At 71.0% G+C, this 16,905-nt stretch carries 15 protein-coding genes and 1 tRNA gene; 8 read left to right on the top strand and 8 right to left on the bottom strand.

The genetic code is table 11. The features are described 5' to 3' along the window. The 3 genes from murA to leuC are packed head-to-tail and all read right to left on the bottom strand — an operon-like array spanning position 1 to position 3,474. Positions 1–1,368: a UDP-N-acetylglucosamine 1-carboxyvinyltransferase gene (gene murA / locus ACWH95_RS13050; RefSeq protein WP_136034524.1), complete on the bottom strand. Its 1,368-nt coding sequence runs from the start codon at positions 1,366–1,368 to the stop codon at positions 1–3. A 60-nt stretch (positions 1,369–1,428) separates the two neighbouring features. After that, positions 1,429–2,025: a 3-isopropylmalate dehydratase small subunit gene (leuD, locus tag ACWH95_RS13045; protein WP_136037000.1), complete on the bottom strand. Its 597-nt coding sequence runs from the start codon at positions 2,023–2,025 to the stop codon at positions 1,429–1,431. 3 nt (positions 2,026–2,028) lie between these two features. Next, positions 2,029–3,474, bottom strand: a complete 1,446-nt coding sequence (gene leuC, locus ACWH95_RS13040) for a 3-isopropylmalate dehydratase large subunit (RefSeq protein ID WP_247638724.1) — start codon at positions 3,472–3,474, stop codon at positions 2,029–2,031. A 187-nt stretch (positions 3,475–3,661) separates the two neighbouring features. Between leuC and ACWH95_RS13035 the strand changes: the two genes are divergently transcribed. Next, positions 3,662–4,957: an O-acetylhomoserine aminocarboxypropyltransferase/cysteine synthase family protein gene (locus ACWH95_RS13035; protein ID WP_136034517.1), complete on the top strand. Its 1,296-nt coding sequence runs from the start codon at positions 3,662–3,664 to the stop codon at positions 4,955–4,957. Next, entirely contained in the window at positions 4,954–6,267 is a 1,314-nt protein-coding gene (locus ACWH95_RS13030; RefSeq protein ID WP_454120782.1) for an LLM class flavin-dependent oxidoreductase, read from the top strand. The genes ACWH95_RS13035 and ACWH95_RS13030 overlap by 4 nt, the downstream gene beginning before the upstream one ends. A gap of 16 nt (positions 6,268–6,283) precedes the next feature. Here the strand turns inward: ACWH95_RS13030 and ACWH95_RS13025 are convergent, their stop codons facing one another. Continuing rightward, a complete protein-coding gene (locus tag ACWH95_RS13025) occupies positions 6,284–7,291 on the bottom strand; it encodes a TerC/Alx family metal homeostasis membrane protein (RefSeq protein ID WP_136046047.1) in 1,008 nt (335 codons plus the stop codon). Between the two features lie 256 nt (positions 7,292–7,547). Between ACWH95_RS13025 and ACWH95_RS13020 the strand changes: the two genes are divergently transcribed. From ACWH95_RS13020 to ACWH95_RS13005, 4 genes are all read left to right on the top strand, one after another. Beyond that, positions 7,548–8,105, top strand: a complete 558-nt coding sequence (locus ACWH95_RS13020) for an RNA polymerase sigma factor (RefSeq protein WP_454120781.1) — start codon at positions 7,548–7,550, stop codon at positions 8,103–8,105. Continuing rightward, positions 8,102–9,250 (top strand): DUF4349 domain-containing protein, encoded by a 1,149-nt coding sequence (locus ACWH95_RS13015; RefSeq protein ID WP_454120780.1) that lies wholly within the window; start codon positions 8,102–8,104, stop codon positions 9,248–9,250. Before ACWH95_RS13020 ends, ACWH95_RS13015 begins: the two co-directional genes overlap by 4 nt. 89 nt (positions 9,251–9,339) lie before the next feature. Beyond that, entirely contained in the window at positions 9,340–9,888 is a 549-nt protein-coding gene (locus ACWH95_RS13010) for an ArsR/SmtB family transcription factor (RefSeq protein ID WP_206251335.1), read from the top strand. Beyond that, entirely contained in the window at positions 9,888–11,129 is a 1,242-nt protein-coding gene (locus ACWH95_RS13005) for an MFS transporter (protein ID WP_454120779.1), read from the top strand. Before ACWH95_RS13010 ends, ACWH95_RS13005 begins: the two co-directional genes overlap by 1 nt. A gap of 60 nt (positions 11,130–11,189) precedes the next feature. On the opposite strand, the gene ACWH95_RS13000 is transcribed toward ACWH95_RS13005, so the two are convergent. Next, positions 11,190–11,262 (bottom strand) — tRNA-Glu (locus tag ACWH95_RS13000). Between the two features lie 152 nt (positions 11,263–11,414). On the opposite strand from ACWH95_RS13000, the gene ACWH95_RS12995 reads away from it, so the two are divergent. Beyond that, the gene (locus ACWH95_RS12995) at positions 11,415–12,053 is read left to right on the top strand and encodes an MBL fold metallo-hydrolase (protein WP_454120778.1); all 639 of its coding nucleotides are present in this window, start codon (positions 11,415–11,417) and stop codon (positions 12,051–12,053) included. Between the two features lie 68 nt (positions 12,054–12,121). After that, positions 12,122–12,592, top strand: a complete 471-nt coding sequence (locus ACWH95_RS12990) for a GNAT family N-acetyltransferase (RefSeq protein WP_247638887.1) — start codon at positions 12,122–12,124, stop codon at positions 12,590–12,592. On the opposite strand, the gene pepN is transcribed toward ACWH95_RS12990, so the two are convergent. The 3 genes from pepN to ACWH95_RS12975 form a co-directional block, all read right to left on the bottom strand. Further along, the gene (pepN, locus tag ACWH95_RS12985) at positions 12,589–15,072 is read right to left on the bottom strand and encodes an aminopeptidase N (protein ID WP_247638718.1); all 2,484 of its coding nucleotides are present in this window, start codon (positions 15,070–15,072) and stop codon (positions 12,589–12,591) included. The two genes, ACWH95_RS12990 and pepN, sit on opposite strands and share 4 nt — an antisense overlap. Before the next feature lie 206 nt (positions 15,073–15,278). Next, on the bottom strand, positions 15,279–16,313 hold the full coding sequence (locus tag ACWH95_RS12980) for a DNA topoisomerase IB (RefSeq protein WP_378822755.1): 1,035 nt from the start codon (positions 16,311–16,313) through the stop codon (positions 15,279–15,281). Positions 16,314–16,391: 78 nt separating this feature from the next. After that, entirely contained in the window at positions 16,392–16,898 is a 507-nt protein-coding gene (locus ACWH95_RS12975; protein ID WP_378822754.1) for a hypothetical protein, read from the bottom strand. Positions 16,899–16,905 lie beyond the last annotated feature (7 nt).

Raw genomic sequence — 16,905 nt, 5'->3', positions numbered from 1 at the left:
TCACCGGAGGACGTCGAAGTCGGCGCCGAGCGCGTCGAGCTTGGCGAGGAACTTCTCGTACCCGCGGGCCAGGATGTCGACGCCCGACACCTTCGACTCGCCGGAGGCCGTGAGCGCCGCGATCACGTGGCTGTAGCCGCCGCGCAGGTCGGGCACGACGATGTCGGCGCCGTGCAGCGGCGTCGGGCCGGTGATGACGGCGGCCTGCTCCAGGTCACGGCGCGGCACACGGCGAGGGCCGTCCTGCAGCCCGCGCGGGTGCACGACGATGTCGGCGCCCATCTTCACGAGGGCCTCCGTGAAGCCCATGCGGTTCTCGTACACGGTCTCGTGCACGACCGAGCGGCCGTGCGCCTGGGTCAGTGCGACCACGAGGGGCTGCTGCCAGTCGGTCATGAAGCCGGGGTGCACGTCGGTCTCGATCACGACCGGCTTGATGTCGCCGTCGCGCCGGAACAGGATGCCGTCCTCCTGGATGTCGAACCAGCCGCCCGCCTTGCGGAACACGTTGAGGAACGTCAGCATCTCCTGCTGCTTGGCGCCGCCGACGAAGATCTCGCCGTCCGTCGCCAGAGCGGCCGACGCCCACGAGGCCGCCTCGTTGCGGTCGAAGATCGACCGGTGGTCGTAGCCGCGGAGCTTCTCGACGCCCTCGATGAGGATTACGCGGTTCGGCTCGTAGGAGATGATCGCGCCCATCTTCTGCAGCACGGCGATCAGGTCCATGATCTCGGGCTCGATCGCGGCGTTGCGCAGCTCCGTGACGCCCTCGGCGCGCACCGCCGTCAGCAGTACCTGCTCGGTCGCCCCGACGCTCGGGTACGGCAGGTGGATGTTGGCGCCGTGCAGGCGGGTGCCGCCGGTCGAGAGGCGGATGCCGCTCGGCAGCTTCTCGACGATCGCGCCGAACTTGCGCAGCGCGTCCAGGTGGAAGTCGATCGGGCGATCGCCGATGCGGCAGCCGCCGAGGTCGGGGATGAACGCCTGGCCCAGCCGGTGCAGCAGGGGCCCGCAGAACAGGATCGGGATGCGGGACGCGCCCGCGTGGGCGTCGATCTCCTCGAAGTGCGCCGACTCCACGTCGCTCGGGTCGAACACGAGCGAGCCCGGCTCATCGCCCTCCGACACCCGGACACCGTGCACCTCGAGAAGGGAGCGGACCACGGCCACATCGCTGATCGCCGGCACGTCGCGCAGGACGCTCGTCGTCTCTCCCAGGAGCGAGGCCACCATCGCCTTGGTGGCGAGGTTCTTCGCGCCCTTGACGTCGACCCGGCCGCGCAGCGGTCGGCCTCCTCGGATGGCGAGGACGTCTCCGGTGAGCGCAGGGACGTCGTCGGGAAGAGCGTCGCGCACGGGTGTCGTCATTGGGGCCTCACTTCGTTCATCGGGGGCGGGGTTACCCCTGGCTCCCCCGCCCCCTCCGTCTCACTGAACGGGGAGGGTCCGCGGCCGCCACGACTCGCGACGGGCCTCGAACTGCGCGATCTTGTCTTCGTTGCGCAGCGTGAGCCCGATGTCGTCGAGCCCTTCGAGGAGCCGCCATCTAGTGTAATCGTCGATGCCGATGTCGGCCTGGATGCCGCCGACCGACGCAGTGCGCGCCTCAAGGTCGACGGTCATCTGCGCCCCGGGATTCCGCTCGATCTCGGCCCAGAACCGCTCGAGGTCGTCCTCCGAGATCGTCGCGGCGAGCAGGCCCTGCTTACCGGAGTTGCCGCGGAAGATGTCGGCGAACCGCGGGCTGAGCACGACCTTGAAGCCGAAGTCGCGCAGCGCCCACACGGCGTGCTCCCGGCTCGAGCCGGTACCGAAGTCGGGACCGGCGACGAGGATCGACGCGCCCTGGTACACCGGCTGGTTGAGCACGAACTCCGGGTCCTGCCGCCATCCGTGGAACAGCGCGTCCTCGAAGCCGGTCTTGGTGACGCGCTTGAGGAACACCGCGGGGATGATCTGGTCGGTGTCGACGTTCGACCGCTTCAGCGGAGCGGCGATGCCCGTGTGGGTCGTGAACTTCTCCATGGGTCAGGCCTCTTCCGTCAGGTCGCTCGGGCTGGACAGGGTGCCGCGGATCGCCGTGGCGGCCGCCACGAGCGGAGACACCAAGTGCGTCCGGCCGCCCTTGCCCTGTCGTCCCTCGAAGTTGCGGTTCGAGGTGGACGCGCACCGCTCACCGGGGGCGAGCTGGTCGGGGTTCATCCCCAGGCACATCGAGCAGCCGGCGAAACGCCACTCGGCACCGAAGTCGGTGATGACCTTGTCGAGGCCCTCAGCCTCGGCCTCCAGCCGCACGCGCGCGGAGCCCGGCACGACCATCACGCGGACCCCGTCGGCCTTCTTCTTGCCCTGGATGATCGACGCGAAGGCGCGCAGGTCCTCGATCCGGCTGTTGGTGCAGGAACCCATGAACACGGCGTCGACCGGAACCTCCTTGAGCGGAGTGCCGGGCGTCAGAGCCATGTACTCCAGCGCGCGCTCGGCGGCAGCGCGCTCGTTCGGGTCGGCGATCTGCGCGGGGTCCGGCACCGCGGCGGAGAGGGAGCTCCCCTGTCCCGGGTTCGTACCCCACGTGACGAACGGCTCGAGCTCGTTCGCGTCGATGAAGACCTCCGCGTCGAACTCGGCACCCTCGTCGGTCGGCAGCGTGCGCCAGTACGCGACCGCGTCCTCCCAGTCCTGGCCCTTCGGTGCGTGCGGCCGCCCCTCCAGGTACGCGAAGGTCGTCTCGTCGGGCGCCACCATGCCCGCGCGGGCTCCGGCCTCGATCGACATGTTGCAGATCGTCATGCGGCCCTCCATCGAGAGGGCGCGGATCGCGCTGCCGCGGTACTCGAGCACATAGCCCTGCCCGCCGCCCGTGCCGATCTTCGCGATCACCGCGAGGATGATGTCCTTCGCCGTGACCCCGGGGCGCAGCGTGCCCTCGACCGTGATGGCCATGGTCTTGAACGGCTTGAGTGGCAGGGTCTGCGTCGCCATGACGTGCTCGACCTCGCTCGTGCCGATGCCGAACGCCATCGCGCCGAACGCGCCGTGGGTCGAGGTGTGCGAGTCGCCGCACACCACCGTGATGCCGGGCATCGTCAGGCCCAGCTGCGGCCCCACCACGTGCACGATGCCCTGCTCGGCATCGCCCAGCGAGTGCAGGCGCACCCCGAACTCGGCCGCGTTGCGGCGCAGCGTCTCGATCTGCGTGCGACTGGTGAGGTCGGCGATCGGCTTGTCGATCTCCCACGTCGGGGTGTTGTGGTCCTCGGTCGCGATCGTCAGGTCGAGGCGGCGCAGTGGGCGGCCCTCGCTGCGCAGACCGTCGAAGGCCTGCGGGCTGGTGACCTCGTGCACGAGGTGCAGGTCGATGTAGATGAGGTCGGGCTGGCCGTCTTCGCCCTTCACGACGAGATGGTCGTCCCAGACCTTCTCGGCGAGGGTCCTGCGGCGTGCGGAAGGGGCTCCGGAATCGGGGCTGGTCATGGCGTGTCTCCTGTGGCTGGCGGTTCGGCCCACGATGGACTCCGCGACGAGGAGGGGCTCAGATCGAGGTCTCGCCGCGGCCGCTAAGAAGGAGCACGGTCCGCATGACGTCAGGTTACCACCGCTCGGACACGCCGCGACGCGCCGTGACACTCTGTTGCTCACCCGCCCGATCGAGAGGCCCCGCATGACCGTCGACACCGCCCGCTTCGCCACCCGTGCCGTCCACGCCGCACGCCGTCGCGAGACCGCTGCGTCGCGCGCGACCCCGATCTACCTCACGGCCGGCTTCGAGTTCGACGACTTCGACCACGCCGCCGACCACTTCGGCACGGGGACGGGATTCGGCTACACCCGCACCGGGAACCCGACGGTGCGCGCGGTCGAGCGCCAGCTCGCCTCGCTCGAGTCGGGGGCGGACGCGGTGCTCGTGGCGAGCGGTCAGGCCGCTGTGACCGCCGCGGTGCTGTCGGTCGTCGGAGCCGGCGACCACATCGTGTCGTCGACCCACATCTACGAGGGCACCCGGGGGCTCTTCCTCGACAACCTGGCCCGCCTCGGCATCGAGACCACGTTCGTCGACGACATCGCCGATCCAGACGCCTGGCGCGAGGCCATCCGTCCCACCACCCGCGCGCTGTTCGCCGAATCGCTCGCGAACGCCCGCAACGACGTGCTCGACGTCGCCGCAGTGAGCGCGATCGGCGACGAGTCCGCGATCCCGCTGATCGTGGACAACACCCTCCCCACTCCCGCCCTGCTGCGCCCGCTCGAGCACGGCGCAGCGATCGTCGTGCATTCCGCCTCCAAGTTCCTCGCCGGGCACGGCTCCGTGCTCGGCGGCGTGATCGTCGACGACGGCCGTTTCGACGCCGACCGCGCCGGACACAACGCCCCGCACCTCGTGCTCCCCGGCCGCGGCGGACTGCCGAGCGTGTACGCCCGCCACGGCGGCAACGCCCGCATCGCGTACGTGCGGGAGTCGGTCGCGCCGCGCTTCGGCGCCTCCCCCTCCCCGCTCAACGCCTTCCTCATCGGGCAGGGCACGGAGACGCTGGGGCTGCGGGTCGAGCGGCAGTCGCGCAACGCGCTCGCCGTCGCGCGCTGGCTCGCCGCGCACGACGCCGTTGAGAGCGTGGACTACGCCGGCCTCCCGACCCACCCGCACCATGCGACCGCACGACGCTACCTGGACGGCGGCTTCGGCTCGATCTTCACCGTCACGCTGCGCGGCGGCCTCCCCGCCGCGCGTCGTTTCGTGGAGGAGGTCGAGGTGTTCACGCACATGACCCACATCGGCGACGTGCGCTCGCTCGTGCTGCACCCGGGCACCACGAGCCACGCGCAGCGCACGGACGAGGAGCGCCGCGTGCTCGGCGTCGCACCGGGGACGCTGCGCCTCTCGATCGGCATCGAAGACGTCGACGACCTCGTGGCCGACCTGGCACGCGTGCTCGAGTCGGTGCGGGAGACGGTGGCATGACCCGGCCGCAGCACTTCGGCTGGTTCCTCGCCCGCGGCTTCGGCCCGCAGGGGTGGGGCTACCCGTCCCTCGACTGGGACTACGACTGGACACGGCCCGAGGTGTACCAGGAGGCCGCCCGCACGCTCGAGCAGGCGGGATTCGACCTCGTGATCATCGAGGACAGCCCCTCGCTCGGCTCGCCCGAGACCATCGACCTCCGGGTGCGCCACGCGTTCGGCGGCCCGAAGCACGACCCGCTGCTGCTCGCGCCGTACCTCTTCCAGGCCACGCGGCACCTCGGCGTGGTCCCCACCGTCAACCCCGCCGCATCGCTGCCGTACACGTCCGCGCGGCAGTTCGCCACGCTGCACCACCTGAGCGGCCATCGGCTCGGCCTCAACGTGGTCACTGACACCGGGAGCGCGCGGCACTTCTCCGACGCCCCGCAGCTCGGGCACGACGAGGCGTACGACCGCGCCGAGGAGTGGCTCGACGGCATCCGGTCGCTGTGGCACAGCTGGGACGACGGGGCGCTCGTCGCCGACCGCGCCACCGACGTGTACGCCGACGGCACGCGTCTGCGACCCGTCGGGCATCGCGGCCGCCACTACGCGTTCGACGGACCGCTGAACGCCCTGCCCTTCACGGACGGGGAGCCCGCGATCGTCTCGCCCGGGGGCTCCGGACGCGGCCTGGGCTTCGCGGGAGCGAACTCGGACGTGCAGCTCGCGCTCGCCCCGCTGCACGAGAAGTCGGTGCGCGACTATCGCGCGAGAGTGCACGAGGCCGCGGTCGCGAAGGGCCGACGCCCCGAGGACATCACGATCCTGTTCGCCATCCAGCCCGTCATCACGTCGTCGAGCGAGGAGGCCGACCGCATCGTCGCCGCCTCCGCGCGCCCCGACGACGCCGCGCTGCAGCAGATCGCCCGCAAGCAGTCGAGCGATCTGGAGACCGACCTCACTACGCTCGACCTCGACCGACCGCTCGACCTGTCGATCTTCGGTGCCCACGTGTCGCGCGGCAGCATCCAGCGGCTCGTCGGAGACCGCGGCGAGGACGCCCCGCTGCGCGCTCACCTCACCGCTCTCGCGCGGGCGGGACGCCTCTCCGACCGGACGGGATTCGTGGGCACCGCGGACGAGTTCGCCGACCTCGTCGAGGAACTCGGCGACTGGGGCAACGACGGCGTGCTCCTGTGGGGAGACTTCCACCCCGTCACCCTGCACCGTACCCTCGACGAGCTCGTGCCGATCCTGCGCCGACGCGGGCTGCTCCGGCGCGAGTACGCCGACGGCGGGCTGCAGGCGAACCTGCGATCGTTCTGACGGGCCTCCCGGCCGCTCACTCCCCGACGGGGGCGCTGCGCCGCTCCGCGCGCTTCTCCCGCGAGGACGCCACGAGGCTGGCCACCGTGGCGACCGTCATCGACACGAGGATGACGCCCAGGGACACCATGTTGTCGATGTCGGGCACCCACTCCACGTGCTGTCCGCCATTGATGAACGGCAGCTCGTTCACGTGCAGCGCGTGCAGGATCAGCTTGATGCCGATGAAGCCGAGGATCACGGCGATGCCGTAGTGGAGGTACCGCAGGCGGTCGAGCAGATCGCCGAGGAGGAAGTACAGCTGCCGCAGCCCCATCAGCGCGAAGATGTTCGCGGCGAACACGAGGAAGCCGTTCGTGGTGATCTCGAAGATCGCCGGGATCGAGTCGATCGCGAAGATGAGGTCGGTCACGCCGATCGTGATGAACACGATCACCATGGGCGTCCACATGCGCTTCCCGTCGACGGTCGTGCGGATCTTCGAGCCGTCGTACGTCTCGCTGATGTCGATGCGGCGACGCAGCAGTCGCACGATGAAGTTCTCGCGCTTGACCTCGTCCTCGTGGTCGCCCTCCGGCATGGCCTGGCGGATCGCGGTGTAGACCAGGAAGGCGCCGAACACGTAGAAGATCGGCGAGAAGTTCTCGATCACCGCGACGCCGACCAGGATGAACAGTCCGCGCAGGATCAGCGCGATGATGATGCCGACCATCAGCACCTGCTGCTGCAGCCGACGCGGCACGGCGAACTGCGCCATGATCAGCACGAACACGAACAGGTTGTCGACCGAGAGACTGTATTCGAGCGCCCAGCCCGTGATGAAGTCGCCCGCGTTCTGCCAGCCGCCGACGTTTCCCAGCAGCACCGCGAACAGCAGCGCGAGCCCGACGTAGAACACCACCCAGAGGGTCGACTCCTTCGTCGAGGGGATGTGCGGCCGCAGCCGGATGAGCAGGAGGTCGCCGATCAGGATGATCGTGAGCACGACCATCGAGGTGATCTCGAACCAGACGGGGATGTCCAACGGCGCACTGCACCTTTCGCGAGGGGTCGGTGATGTCCGAAAGTCTCTCCCCCGCACCGAAGTGCGTCGCGCGCCCGGAGCAGCGGTGTCGGTGCTCGTGATGACGTTACGCGCGGGTCCGGGATACTCCCTCTCGCCGGAGCCATGCTACCGGAGCATCCGACCTGCGGCGTGAGCGATCGCGTCGGGAATCCGGGTCTGAGACGATGGGCCCGATCGTGACACTCACCGGTGAGAGACACCGAACGGAAACCCGATGCCTTCCCAGACGACTGATCAGAGGTGGGCGGCCCAGGCCGCAGCCGGCGACGAGGGCGCCTTCCGCGAGCTCTACCGGGCCCATGTGCGGCCCGTGTACTGGATCGCGCAGGGCATCCTCGTCTCCCCCGCCGATGCCGAGGACGTGACCCAGGAGACGTTCGTGGTCGCGTGGCGCAAGCTCCCCGGCCTGGAGCTGCAGGGCGAGTCGATCCTGCCCTGGCTCGCGACGATCTGCCGGTTCCAGGCGGCGAACCGCCTGCGCCAGCGTCGCCGCGACCGGGCGCACACGGCGGACGCGGTCGACGAGGAGCTGGCGAGCACGGTCAGCGTGGAGGAGCAGGTCATCACGGCCGCGCTCGCCGCGCGGATCGCTGCCGAGGTGGGCACGCTGAGCGAGCTCGACCGGGAGATCTTCCGGCTGTGCGCGGCGGAGGGCTACGCCTATCAGGCCGCAGCGGAGGAGCTCGGGGTCACGCACGCCGTCGTCCGGAACCGTCTCTCGCGAGTGCGCACGCAGTTGCGCGGCGCCGTGAAGGAAGTGAGAGACGCATGAACGCACAGACTCCCGCCGAGCAGCTCCCCGAGCTGTCGGACGAGGCCATCGCCCGCATCGAGCACGCGGTGTTCGCCGAGATCGCCGAGGAGCGCGCCCCGGCGCGGCCGGCGGAGGGGAAGGCCCGTCGGCGCCGCCGCGCCTGGCTCACCGGGGGCGGGATCGCCGCCGCGTTCGTGATCGGCGTGCTCGTCACCCCGCCGATCCTGCACAGCGTCGGGGGCTCCGCGGTGTCGACGGTCGAGGGACTGAGCCTCCCGGGCGACGCGGTGACCGAGTCGTCGACCGACTCCGCGCCGGAGGGCACCACCGCGGTCCCGCCCGGTTCGGTGCCCGGCGACGGCGCGCGCTCCGACACGAGCGGCGGGATGCTGCCCGGAGTGACGCTGCCGGGGGCCGCCACGGCGGACGCCGGCCGCGACATCATCGCGACCGCGCAGGCCACGGTGCAGGTGAAGAGCATCCCCGACGCGGCGGACGCCATCGCCGCGCTGGCCGAGGAGCACGGCGGCTACGTCGAGAGCACCGAGGTGGGCAAGGCGCTCGCGGCGGACGACACTCGCGCGCCCGCGCCCGCCGACTCCGCGTACGGCTGGATCAGCATCCGCGTTCCCTCCACCGACCTCACCGCCGTGATCGCGGCGCTCGGCGACACCGGCGAGGTGCTGTCGTCCTCCACGTCGAAGCAGGATGTGACGTCGACCGCGATCGACCTGCGGGCACGCGTCGACTCGACCAGGGCGTCGGTCGACCGGCTCACGCAGCTCATGGCGCAGTCGGGCAGCGTGTCGGAGCTCATCGAGGCCGAGGTGGCTCTCACCGACCGGCAAGCGCAGCTGGAGTCGTACGAGCAGCAGCTCGCTGCCCTCGACGATCAGGTGGCGATGTCGTCGCTGCAGGTGCAGCTGACGAAGGCCACCGCGCCGAGCACGGCTGACCCCGCTGGTTTCGGCGACGGTCTCCTTGCGGGGTGGAACGGCCTCGTCGTGTCGCTGAACGCACTGGTCATCGCGGTGGGCTTCCTGCTCCCCTGGCTGGCGGTCGCCGCAGTGGTCGTGCTCGTGGTCTGGCTGATCCGTCGGTCGCGTCGCACCCGCCGGAAGCACTCCGAGGCACCGGCCGCGCGCACGGGCGACGAGGGCTGACGGCGAGAGGGACCCGACTCGCAAACCTGATTTCCCGGGGTATACAAGAACTCTTGTGCACCCGCGGACCCCGCCCTAGCGTGATGCCCGTGGAAGACATCTCCGTGATCACCGCCGTGCACCACCCGCTGCGCCGCCGCATGTACGACTACCTCCTGCTCTACGGCACGTGCCAGGTAACCACGCTCGCGCGCGCCCTCGACAGTCAGGTCGGCAGCATCAGCCATCACCTGCGCATGCTCGAACGCGCGGGCGTCGTCGAACGCGCGCCCGATGAGTCGGACGACCGCCGCACCAGCTGGTGGCGGGTGGCCCGACGAGGGCTCACCTGGTCGGTGGACGACTTCGCCGACTCCCCCGCCGATGCGCTGCTCGCCCGCGAGGCGCAACGCCAGGGCATCCGCATGCAGATCGACCGGCTCCAGCGCTGGCACCGGCACCGGGACGACCCCGCCTATGCCGGGTACGACGCATCCAACACCGAGACCACCGCGTGGGCCTCCCCCGACGAGCTGCGGGACCTCTCCGCGCGGCTGCTGCAGACCATCCGCGAGTGGCAGGGCGGCATCGCACTGGACGACGGCCAGGAGCGCGTGCCGGTTTTCGTGTTCGCCCACGCATTCCCCACGGAGCCCTGATGACCGCGGTCGAGGAGCCGGTCGAGCTCGCGCCGCCTCCGCCGTTCCGGCGCGACCGCCTGGTCCATGCCTGGATCGGCGTGAAGGCCCTCTCCGACGCAGGGGATGCGCTGTGGACCATCGCCCTGGCGTGGACGGCGGTGCAGATCGCGTCCCCCGCGGTCGCCGGGCTCATCGTCGCCGCCGGAACCCTCCCCCGGGCACTGATCCTGCTGTTCGGCGGGGTGCTCGCGGACCGCGTGGACGCCCGCCGCGTGATGCTGCTGTTCACCGTGGCCCGCGTGGCCGTTCTCGTCGCCGTCGCCCTGTGGGTGCTGGCGACGCCCCCCACCGTCGCCGTGCTGGTGTTCGCCGCGGTCGCGTTCGGCGTGTGCGATGCGTTCTACGAGCCGTCGGCGGGCACCATCGCCCGGCAGCTCGTGCGCACGTCCGACCTGCCATCGTACGGGGCCGCCGCGCAGACGGCCTCGCGACTCGGGACGATGGGCGGTGCCGCCGCCGGTGGCCTGGTGGTCGCGCACACCGGGCTGGTGGGCAGCGCCTCGGTCAACGCGCTCACGTTCACGGTCGTCCTGGCGTTCCTCGCCCTCTGGCTGCGCCCCCGGTTCCGCCTGGCGCGTGCCGCCCGGCAGTCGACTCTGCGCGGCATCGGCTCCGGCTTCGCGCACCTGGCCGCGAACCGCACCACGCGCACCCTGGTGATCGCGCTGTCGGGGTTGAACCTCGCCGTCGGGCCGGCCGTGGGCATCGGGCTGGCGCTGCGCGCGCACGACGAGGGCTGGGGCGCTCAGGCCGTCGGACTGTTCGAGGCGCTGCTGGGCCTCGGTGCCGCGCTCGGGGCGGTCTCGGTCGCGAAGTGGCGTCCGCGGCGCGAGGCCTACGGCGGATTCTGGGCGCTGGTCGTCCAGGGGGCGGGGATCGCGGCACTGGGCGTGGGACCGGCCTGGACGGTGGGAACGGCGGCTTTCGTGATCGGCGCCACCGCAGGGTTCGCCTCGGTGCTGCTGAGCGCGACGTTCTCCGCGACGGTCGACACCGCCTACCTCGGACGGATGGGCGCGCTCACCCGCCTCGGCGATGACTGCCTGATGCCGGCGGCGATGGCCGGATTCGGGGCGCTCGCCTCGGCGACCGCGGTCTGGGTGCCGTTCGCGGTGTTCGGCGGTGCGATGATGGCGCTCATGATCGTGCCCCTTCGCACCCCGGCGTTTCGCACCATCTCGCTGCGATCCGCGGGGTGAGCACCTGCCGCTCACGACGAAAGCCCCCCGGGCAAACCGGAGGGCTTTCGTCGTGTTGTGTGACCCCAGCGGGATTCGAACCCGCGTTACCGCCGTGAGAGGGCGGCGTACTAGGCCGCTATACGATGGGGCCGTCTGGCGGAGCGTTTCCGTCCCGCGACAACCGTTCAAGTATGGCACGGCCGTTATCCACGCGCCAAATCGGCGCCGCGTCCGCGCGACACCCGGGCGTGGCGCGCCGTCGCGGTGATTGCCGCGACCGCCGCGGAGCGGTTGACTCGTGTCATGCGCGTCTCCAAGTTCGAACATGCCGCCCTCCGCCTCGACCTCAACGGTCAGACCCTCCTGGTCGATCCCGGCTCCTTCACCACGCCGCCCGACGACCTCAGCGGGCTCGTGGGGGTCGTGCTCACCCACGAGCACCCCGACCACTGGACGCCGGAGCAGCTGGACCGGATCCTCCGTGCCGCGCCCGGCACCCCCGTCTACGGCCCGGAAGGGGTCGCCCGGGCGGCAGACGGATACGACATCACGGTGGTCTCGCCCGGCGACACGATCGAGGTCGGACCGTTCACACTGCGGTTCTTCGGCGGCACCCACGCCGTGATCCACTCCTCGATCCCGACCATCGACAACGTCGGCGTGCTCGTGAACGACGAGCTCTACTACCCCGGCGACTCGTACGCAGTACCCGAGGGTGTGGACGTGCAGACCCTGGCCGCACCGCTCGGCGGCCCGTGGCTCAAGATCGGCGAGGCGATGGACTACGTGCTCGCCGTCAAGCCGCGCCGGGCGTTCGGCACGCACGACATGACGCTGTCCGTGATCGGCAGGAACATGCACCGGCAGCGGCTGCAGTGGGCGACGGAACAGAACGGCGGCGAGTTCTTCGTGCTCGACCCCGGCGACACGCTCGACCTGTGAGCACCCCACCGCGGTCGGCCCCGCGACGGCTCCTGCCCCGCCCCACGGAGCGGCTCGTGTTCCGCGAGATGATCGACGACGACCTCGACGACCTCGCCGCGCTCCTCGGCGACCCCGCGGTGATGACCTACTATCCCGCACCGAAGACCCGCGCCGAGAGCGCCGCGTGGATCGTCCGCATGCGCGAGCGCTACGCGCAGGACGGGCACGGCCTGTGGACCCTGGAGACCCACGACGGCGCGTTCGTTGGTGACTGCGGTCTCACGTGGCAGTCGTCGAACGGGCAACCCGTGCTCGAGGTCGGCTACCACGTGCGCGCGGAGCTCCAGGGGCGCGGCTACGCCACGGAGGCCGCACGCGCCTGCGTCGAGCTCGTCGGGCGCGAGCTCGCGCCGACGCTGCTGACCGCGATCATTCACCCCGACAACACCGCGTCCCGCCGGGTCGCCGAGAAGCTCGGCATGCGCCACATCGACGACGACCGAGCGCACCCGTGGATCGTGCGCACGGTCATGGGGATGAGCGTCGAGCCGATCTAGGCCTGGCCGGCGCGGACCCGGAGATCCCGCGCCAGGTGGTCGCGCTGCTCCACCACGAGGCGACGCAGCGCCGCCGGGGCGTCCGCGTTCGCGTCGAGCCACGCGTCGACGGGGTCGAGCGTGTCACCGGCCGGGAACAGCCCGATCACCAGGCGCTGCGCCAGCTCGATGCTCCGCTCGCTCCACGCGTCGCGGATGCGGGAGAAGTACTCGGCGTCGAAATCGGAGATCAGGTCGCGACGGCCGCCCGCGCGGAATCCGGCGATCTCGGCGTCCAGGTGGTCGTTCGTCAGCGAGCGGTCATCCCAGGCAGCCGCCCAGGCCGCGGCGCGCACGGGCGCCTCCGGGCGCGACGCGCGGGCACGGCGGGCGGCCGTGCGTCCGTCGCCGGTGTCGTCCCGCTCCTCCTCCGCCGCGATGTCGGCACCGTCGGCGTGTCCGGTGGTGACGAGCGCGGTCAGCAGCTGCCACCGCAGGTCGGGATCGATCACGAGACCGTCCGGACCCCGGCCGTCGAGCATGTCGCGCAGGTCGGCGTGGTGCACATCGTCGAACGCCGAGGCCGTCGCCAGTGCGCGCGCCCACGACAGCTGCGCGTCACTTCCCGCCTCCGCGGCCTGCAGCGCCGACCAGGCGGCCTCCGTCCAGGCGCGCTGCTCCTCGACCCGGCGTTCGTCGGCCACGAAGTGGCGCACGGTGAACGCGGCGTTCTGGATCGCCGCCCCCAACAGTCCGCCGTTCGGCTCGGCCGGGGCGTGAGCACGGGCGATGCGCAGGAAGCGTCCCGCATCGAGCTCACCGTCGCGGGTCGCGTTCCACAGCGACGACCACACGAGCGCCCGCGCCAGGGGGTCCTCGATGGCCGAGAGCGACTCCTCCGCGGTCGCCAGCGAGCGGTCGTCCATCCTCGCCTTCGCGTAGGTGAGGTCGTCGTCGTTCAGGAGCACGAGGTCCGCTTCGGGGACGTCGAGCTCGACCCGCTCGCCGGGAAGGTCGAGCTCCCGCTGCTCGCGGCGGACGATCCGACCGTCGACCCGGTCGTAGAAGCCGATGCGGAGGCGATGCGGACGGGTCCCGCTCTGCACGAGGGTGCGGCGGCCGTCGTCGTCCGCCTCGATCCACAGCGTCGAGACCCCGGTGGTCTGCAACCACGCCGCCGCCCAGTCGCTCATGTCGCGCCCGGACGCCTCGCTCAGCACCACGAGGAAGTCGTCGAGCGTGGTGTTGCCGAAGGCGTTCGCCGCGAAGTAGCGTCGCGCGCCCTCGAAAAACGCCTCGTCGCCGACGTAGGCGACCAGCTGCTTCAGCACCGAGGCACCCTTGGCGTACGTGATGCCGTCGAAGTTGAGCTTCGCCGCCTCGAGATCGGGGATGTCGGCCACGATCGGGTGCGTCGTCGGCAGCTGATCCTGCTGATATGCCCACGACTTGCGCCGCATCGCGAACGTGACCCAGGCGTCGTGGAAGCGCGTCGCCACCGCGGACGCGTGCGAGCCCATGTAGTCGGCGAACGACTCCTTGAGCCACAGGTCGTCCCACCAGGTCATGGTCACGAGGTCGCCGAACCACATGTGAGCCATCTCGTGCAGGATCGTGTTGGCCCTGGCCGCCCGCTGTGCGTCGGTGGCGGCACCGCGCGAGAGGTAGGACTCGGTGAAGGTCACCAGCCCGGGGTTCTCCATCGCGCCGAGGTTGTACTCGGGTACGAAGAGCTGGTCGTACTTGCCCCAGGGGTACGGATAGGCGAAGGCCTCGGTGAAGAAGTCGAGCCCCTGCCGCGTGACCTCCAGGATCTCGTCCGACTCGAGGTGCTCGGCCAGCGAGCGTCGCACGAACAGTCCGAGGGCGATGCGCTGCTCGTCGCGCGTCCACTCCCCGTCCACACGGGTGTACGGTCCCGCGGCCACCGCGGTGATGTAGCTGGAGATCGGCAGCGTAGGGGCGAACTCCACGCGCTGCACGCCCACGCCGAGGTCCACATGGGCGGGCGACTGATTGGACAGCACTTCCCACCCCGACGGCGCATCGACCACGAAGGTGTATTCGGCCTTGAGGTCGGGCTGCTCGAAGCACGCCATCACGCGGCGGGCGTCCGCCGGCTCGTACTGCGTGTACAGGTAGGTGCGGTCGTCGGCGGGGTCGTGGAAGCGGTGCAGCCCCTCCCCCGAGCGGCTGTAAGCGCCGACCGCCTCGACCCGCACCACGTTGGACGGTGCCAGACCGGTGATCGCGATCCGTGCTCCGTCGTAGTCGACCTCGCGCTCCTCGCCGTTCACCTCGACGCGGCGCACCTCCTCGCCGATGAAGTCGAGCCAGGTCGCGTCGGTCGTCGCGTCGAACTCCAGCGTGGTCGCGGTGGGGAATCCGGTGCGGGCCCGCTCCGGCGCTCCGGTCAGGTCGAGCTCGACGCGGATGCGGTGGAGGGTGACGGCCGCGGATCGCGCGGCGGTCTCCTCGCGGGTCAGGTTGGCGGTGTCCATCCTTCCATCCTGGCATCCTGGAGCCGTTCGCACGGCCTCGGCGAGGTTCAGACCTGGACGAGCCGATGCCCCCGGTTCCGCGGAGAGCCCCCGGGACGCGGCCTGCCGGGCCGACGCGACGGCCTCGTCGCCGCGCGACCGGGTCTCGGCCGCGGTACGCGGCGTCGAGACGCGCGCGCAGTGCTGGCCGGTGGTCGCGGCCGTGCTCACGCGGCTCGTGCCGCTGCTGATCGCCGCCCTCTGCTCGTCCCTCGCCGGTTGACCTTGCGGGAGGTCTCGGGACCGCCGAGGAGGCGACGGATCGCGGTCTCGGGGGTCACGTCGAGGTCGAGGGTGCGTCCGCGAGCGTACTGCCGGAACACCCGCGGGTCGATGTAGCTGTTGCGGGCGACGGCGGTCGTGTTCCCGAGCGCGGTCGCGGCGGCCTGCACAGCCAGCCGCTCGGCCTGAGCGCGCTGACCCTTGCGGTCGAGGGCCCCGATGCGGGCGAGGGCGTCGGCGGCGATGATTGTGCCGTGCAGCGTGCGGAAGTCCTTCGCCGTGAAACTCGCCCCCAACACGTCCTTGAGGTACGCGTTCACCTCCGCGGGCGTGATCTTCACACGCCTCCTCCCCTTGCGGTACGCGAGCAGGAACGCATTCGAGGCTCCCGCCGCGAAGTCCGTGAGCGCCTCCGCGAGGGCCTCGTCGGTGATCTCGATCGAGGCGGTGCGACCGCTCTTGGCGGGGAACGACAGTGCGACGTCGCGGCCGCTGAGGCGCACGTCGCGGCGCCTCAGCGTGGTCAGTCCACGGCTGCCGTGACGCGCGAGGTACCGCTCGGATCCGATGCGCAGGGCCGCGTCGTCGAGCAGTCGGAACGCGATCGCGAGGGCCCTGTCCTTGGTCTGCCCCTCTTCGCGCAGCGCCCTGGTCACCTGCGCCCTCGCGCTCGGGAGCGCGGAGGCCAGATCGAGGGCGCGCACGAACTTCCGGCGGTCGCGGGAGACGCGCCACAGCGGGTGGTAGAGGTACTGCTTGCGGTCGGCCTGGTCGATGCCGACGGCCTGGATGTGCGCGAGCGGATCCGCCGCGATCCACACGTCGCGCCACGCGGGCGGGATGACCAGGTCGTTGATGCGCTCCCGGTCGGCCTCGGGCGCGGGTGCGCCGGTCGGGTCGACGTAGCGGAACCCGGAGCCCGACCGCTGTCGACGGAACCCCGGGTCGACGCCCGGCACCACCCTGATCAGCCGCGCCATCCCTGCTCCTCCCGCCGTCGTCGTTCCGGTCCCCTGAAGCCTGCCTCGGGTGCGACCGGACGAAAAGGGAGTGGCGCGTCACCCGGCCGAGGTGCTATCCGCGGGCGGATCCTTCGCGAAGACGGAGCGCATGTGGTCGCTGGTGAGGAAGTCGGCGATGCCGATCATGATGAGGCTGAACACGATCTGCTCGGTCACCATCCACACCGGGTACAGCCCGGGGATGGCGGCCATGACGAGCGTGATGACCGGGAAGATCTGCGCGAAGAGGCGCAGGCGCTGGTAGGCCCAGCGCCAACCACGACGGGCCCGCCAGGCGAAGTAGAACAGGGTCGCCGTCATCGCCAGCACGATGAGCGTGCGCATCCACACGGCGAACGGCACCCTCTCGCCGTCGACGGCGAGGATCAGCGCGACGACGACGGCGCCGACCCCGAGCACCAGTTCCGCGACCAGCAGCCAGAGGATCCAGGTGAAGGCGCGCACGGTCTTCGGATGCGTGCGTCCGGCCTCGCTGATCGCGACGCCGGCCTGCCGCCCGCCGGCGATCCGATCGAGGCGGAGGAAGAGCGATTCGAGTGCCATGCTCCGG

Source organism: Microbacterium sp. NPDC055502 (assembly GCF_053643635.1).
This window is presented reverse-complemented; position numbering and strand designations above follow the sequence as displayed.

Coding starts and splice junctions, on each gene's coding strand:
- murA (WP_136034524.1), bottom strand. CDS start 1,368: ATGACGACACCCGTGCGCGACGCTCTTCCCGACGACGTCCCTGCGCTC.
- leuD (WP_136037000.1), bottom strand. CDS start 2,025: ATGGAGAAGTTCACGACCCACACGGGCATCGCCGCTCCGCTGAAGCGG.
- leuC (WP_247638724.1), bottom strand. CDS start 3,474: ATGACCAGCCCCGATTCCGGAGCCCCTTCCGCACGCCGCAGGACCCTC.
- ACWH95_RS13035 (WP_136034517.1), top strand. CDS start 3,662: ATGACCGTCGACACCGCCCGCTTCGCCACCCGTGCCGTCCACGCCGCA.
- ACWH95_RS13030 (WP_454120782.1), top strand. CDS start 4,954: ATGACCCGGCCGCAGCACTTCGGCTGGTTCCTCGCCCGCGGCTTCGGC.
- ACWH95_RS13020 (WP_454120781.1), top strand. CDS start 7,548: ATGCCTTCCCAGACGACTGATCAGAGGTGGGCGGCCCAGGCCGCAGCC.
- ACWH95_RS13015 (WP_454120780.1), top strand. CDS start 8,102: ATGAACGCACAGACTCCCGCCGAGCAGCTCCCCGAGCTGTCGGACGAG.
- ACWH95_RS13005 (WP_454120779.1), top strand. CDS start 9,888: ATGACCGCGGTCGAGGAGCCGGTCGAGCTCGCGCCGCCTCCGCCGTTC.
- ACWH95_RS12995 (WP_454120778.1), top strand. CDS start 11,415: ATGCGCGTCTCCAAGTTCGAACATGCCGCCCTCCGCCTCGACCTCAAC.
- ACWH95_RS12990 (WP_247638887.1), top strand. CDS start 12,122: ATGATCGACGACGACCTCGACGACCTCGCCGCGCTCCTCGGCGACCCC.
- pepN (WP_247638718.1), bottom strand. CDS start 15,072: ATGGACACCGCCAACCTGACCCGCGAGGAGACCGCCGCGCGATCCGCG.
- ACWH95_RS12980 (WP_378822755.1), bottom strand. CDS start 16,313: ATGGCGCGGCTGATCAGGGTGGTGCCGGGCGTCGACCCGGGGTTCCGT.
- ACWH95_RS12975 (WP_378822754.1), bottom strand. CDS start 16,898: ATGGCACTCGAATCGCTCTTCCTCCGCCTCGATCGGATCGCCGGCGGG.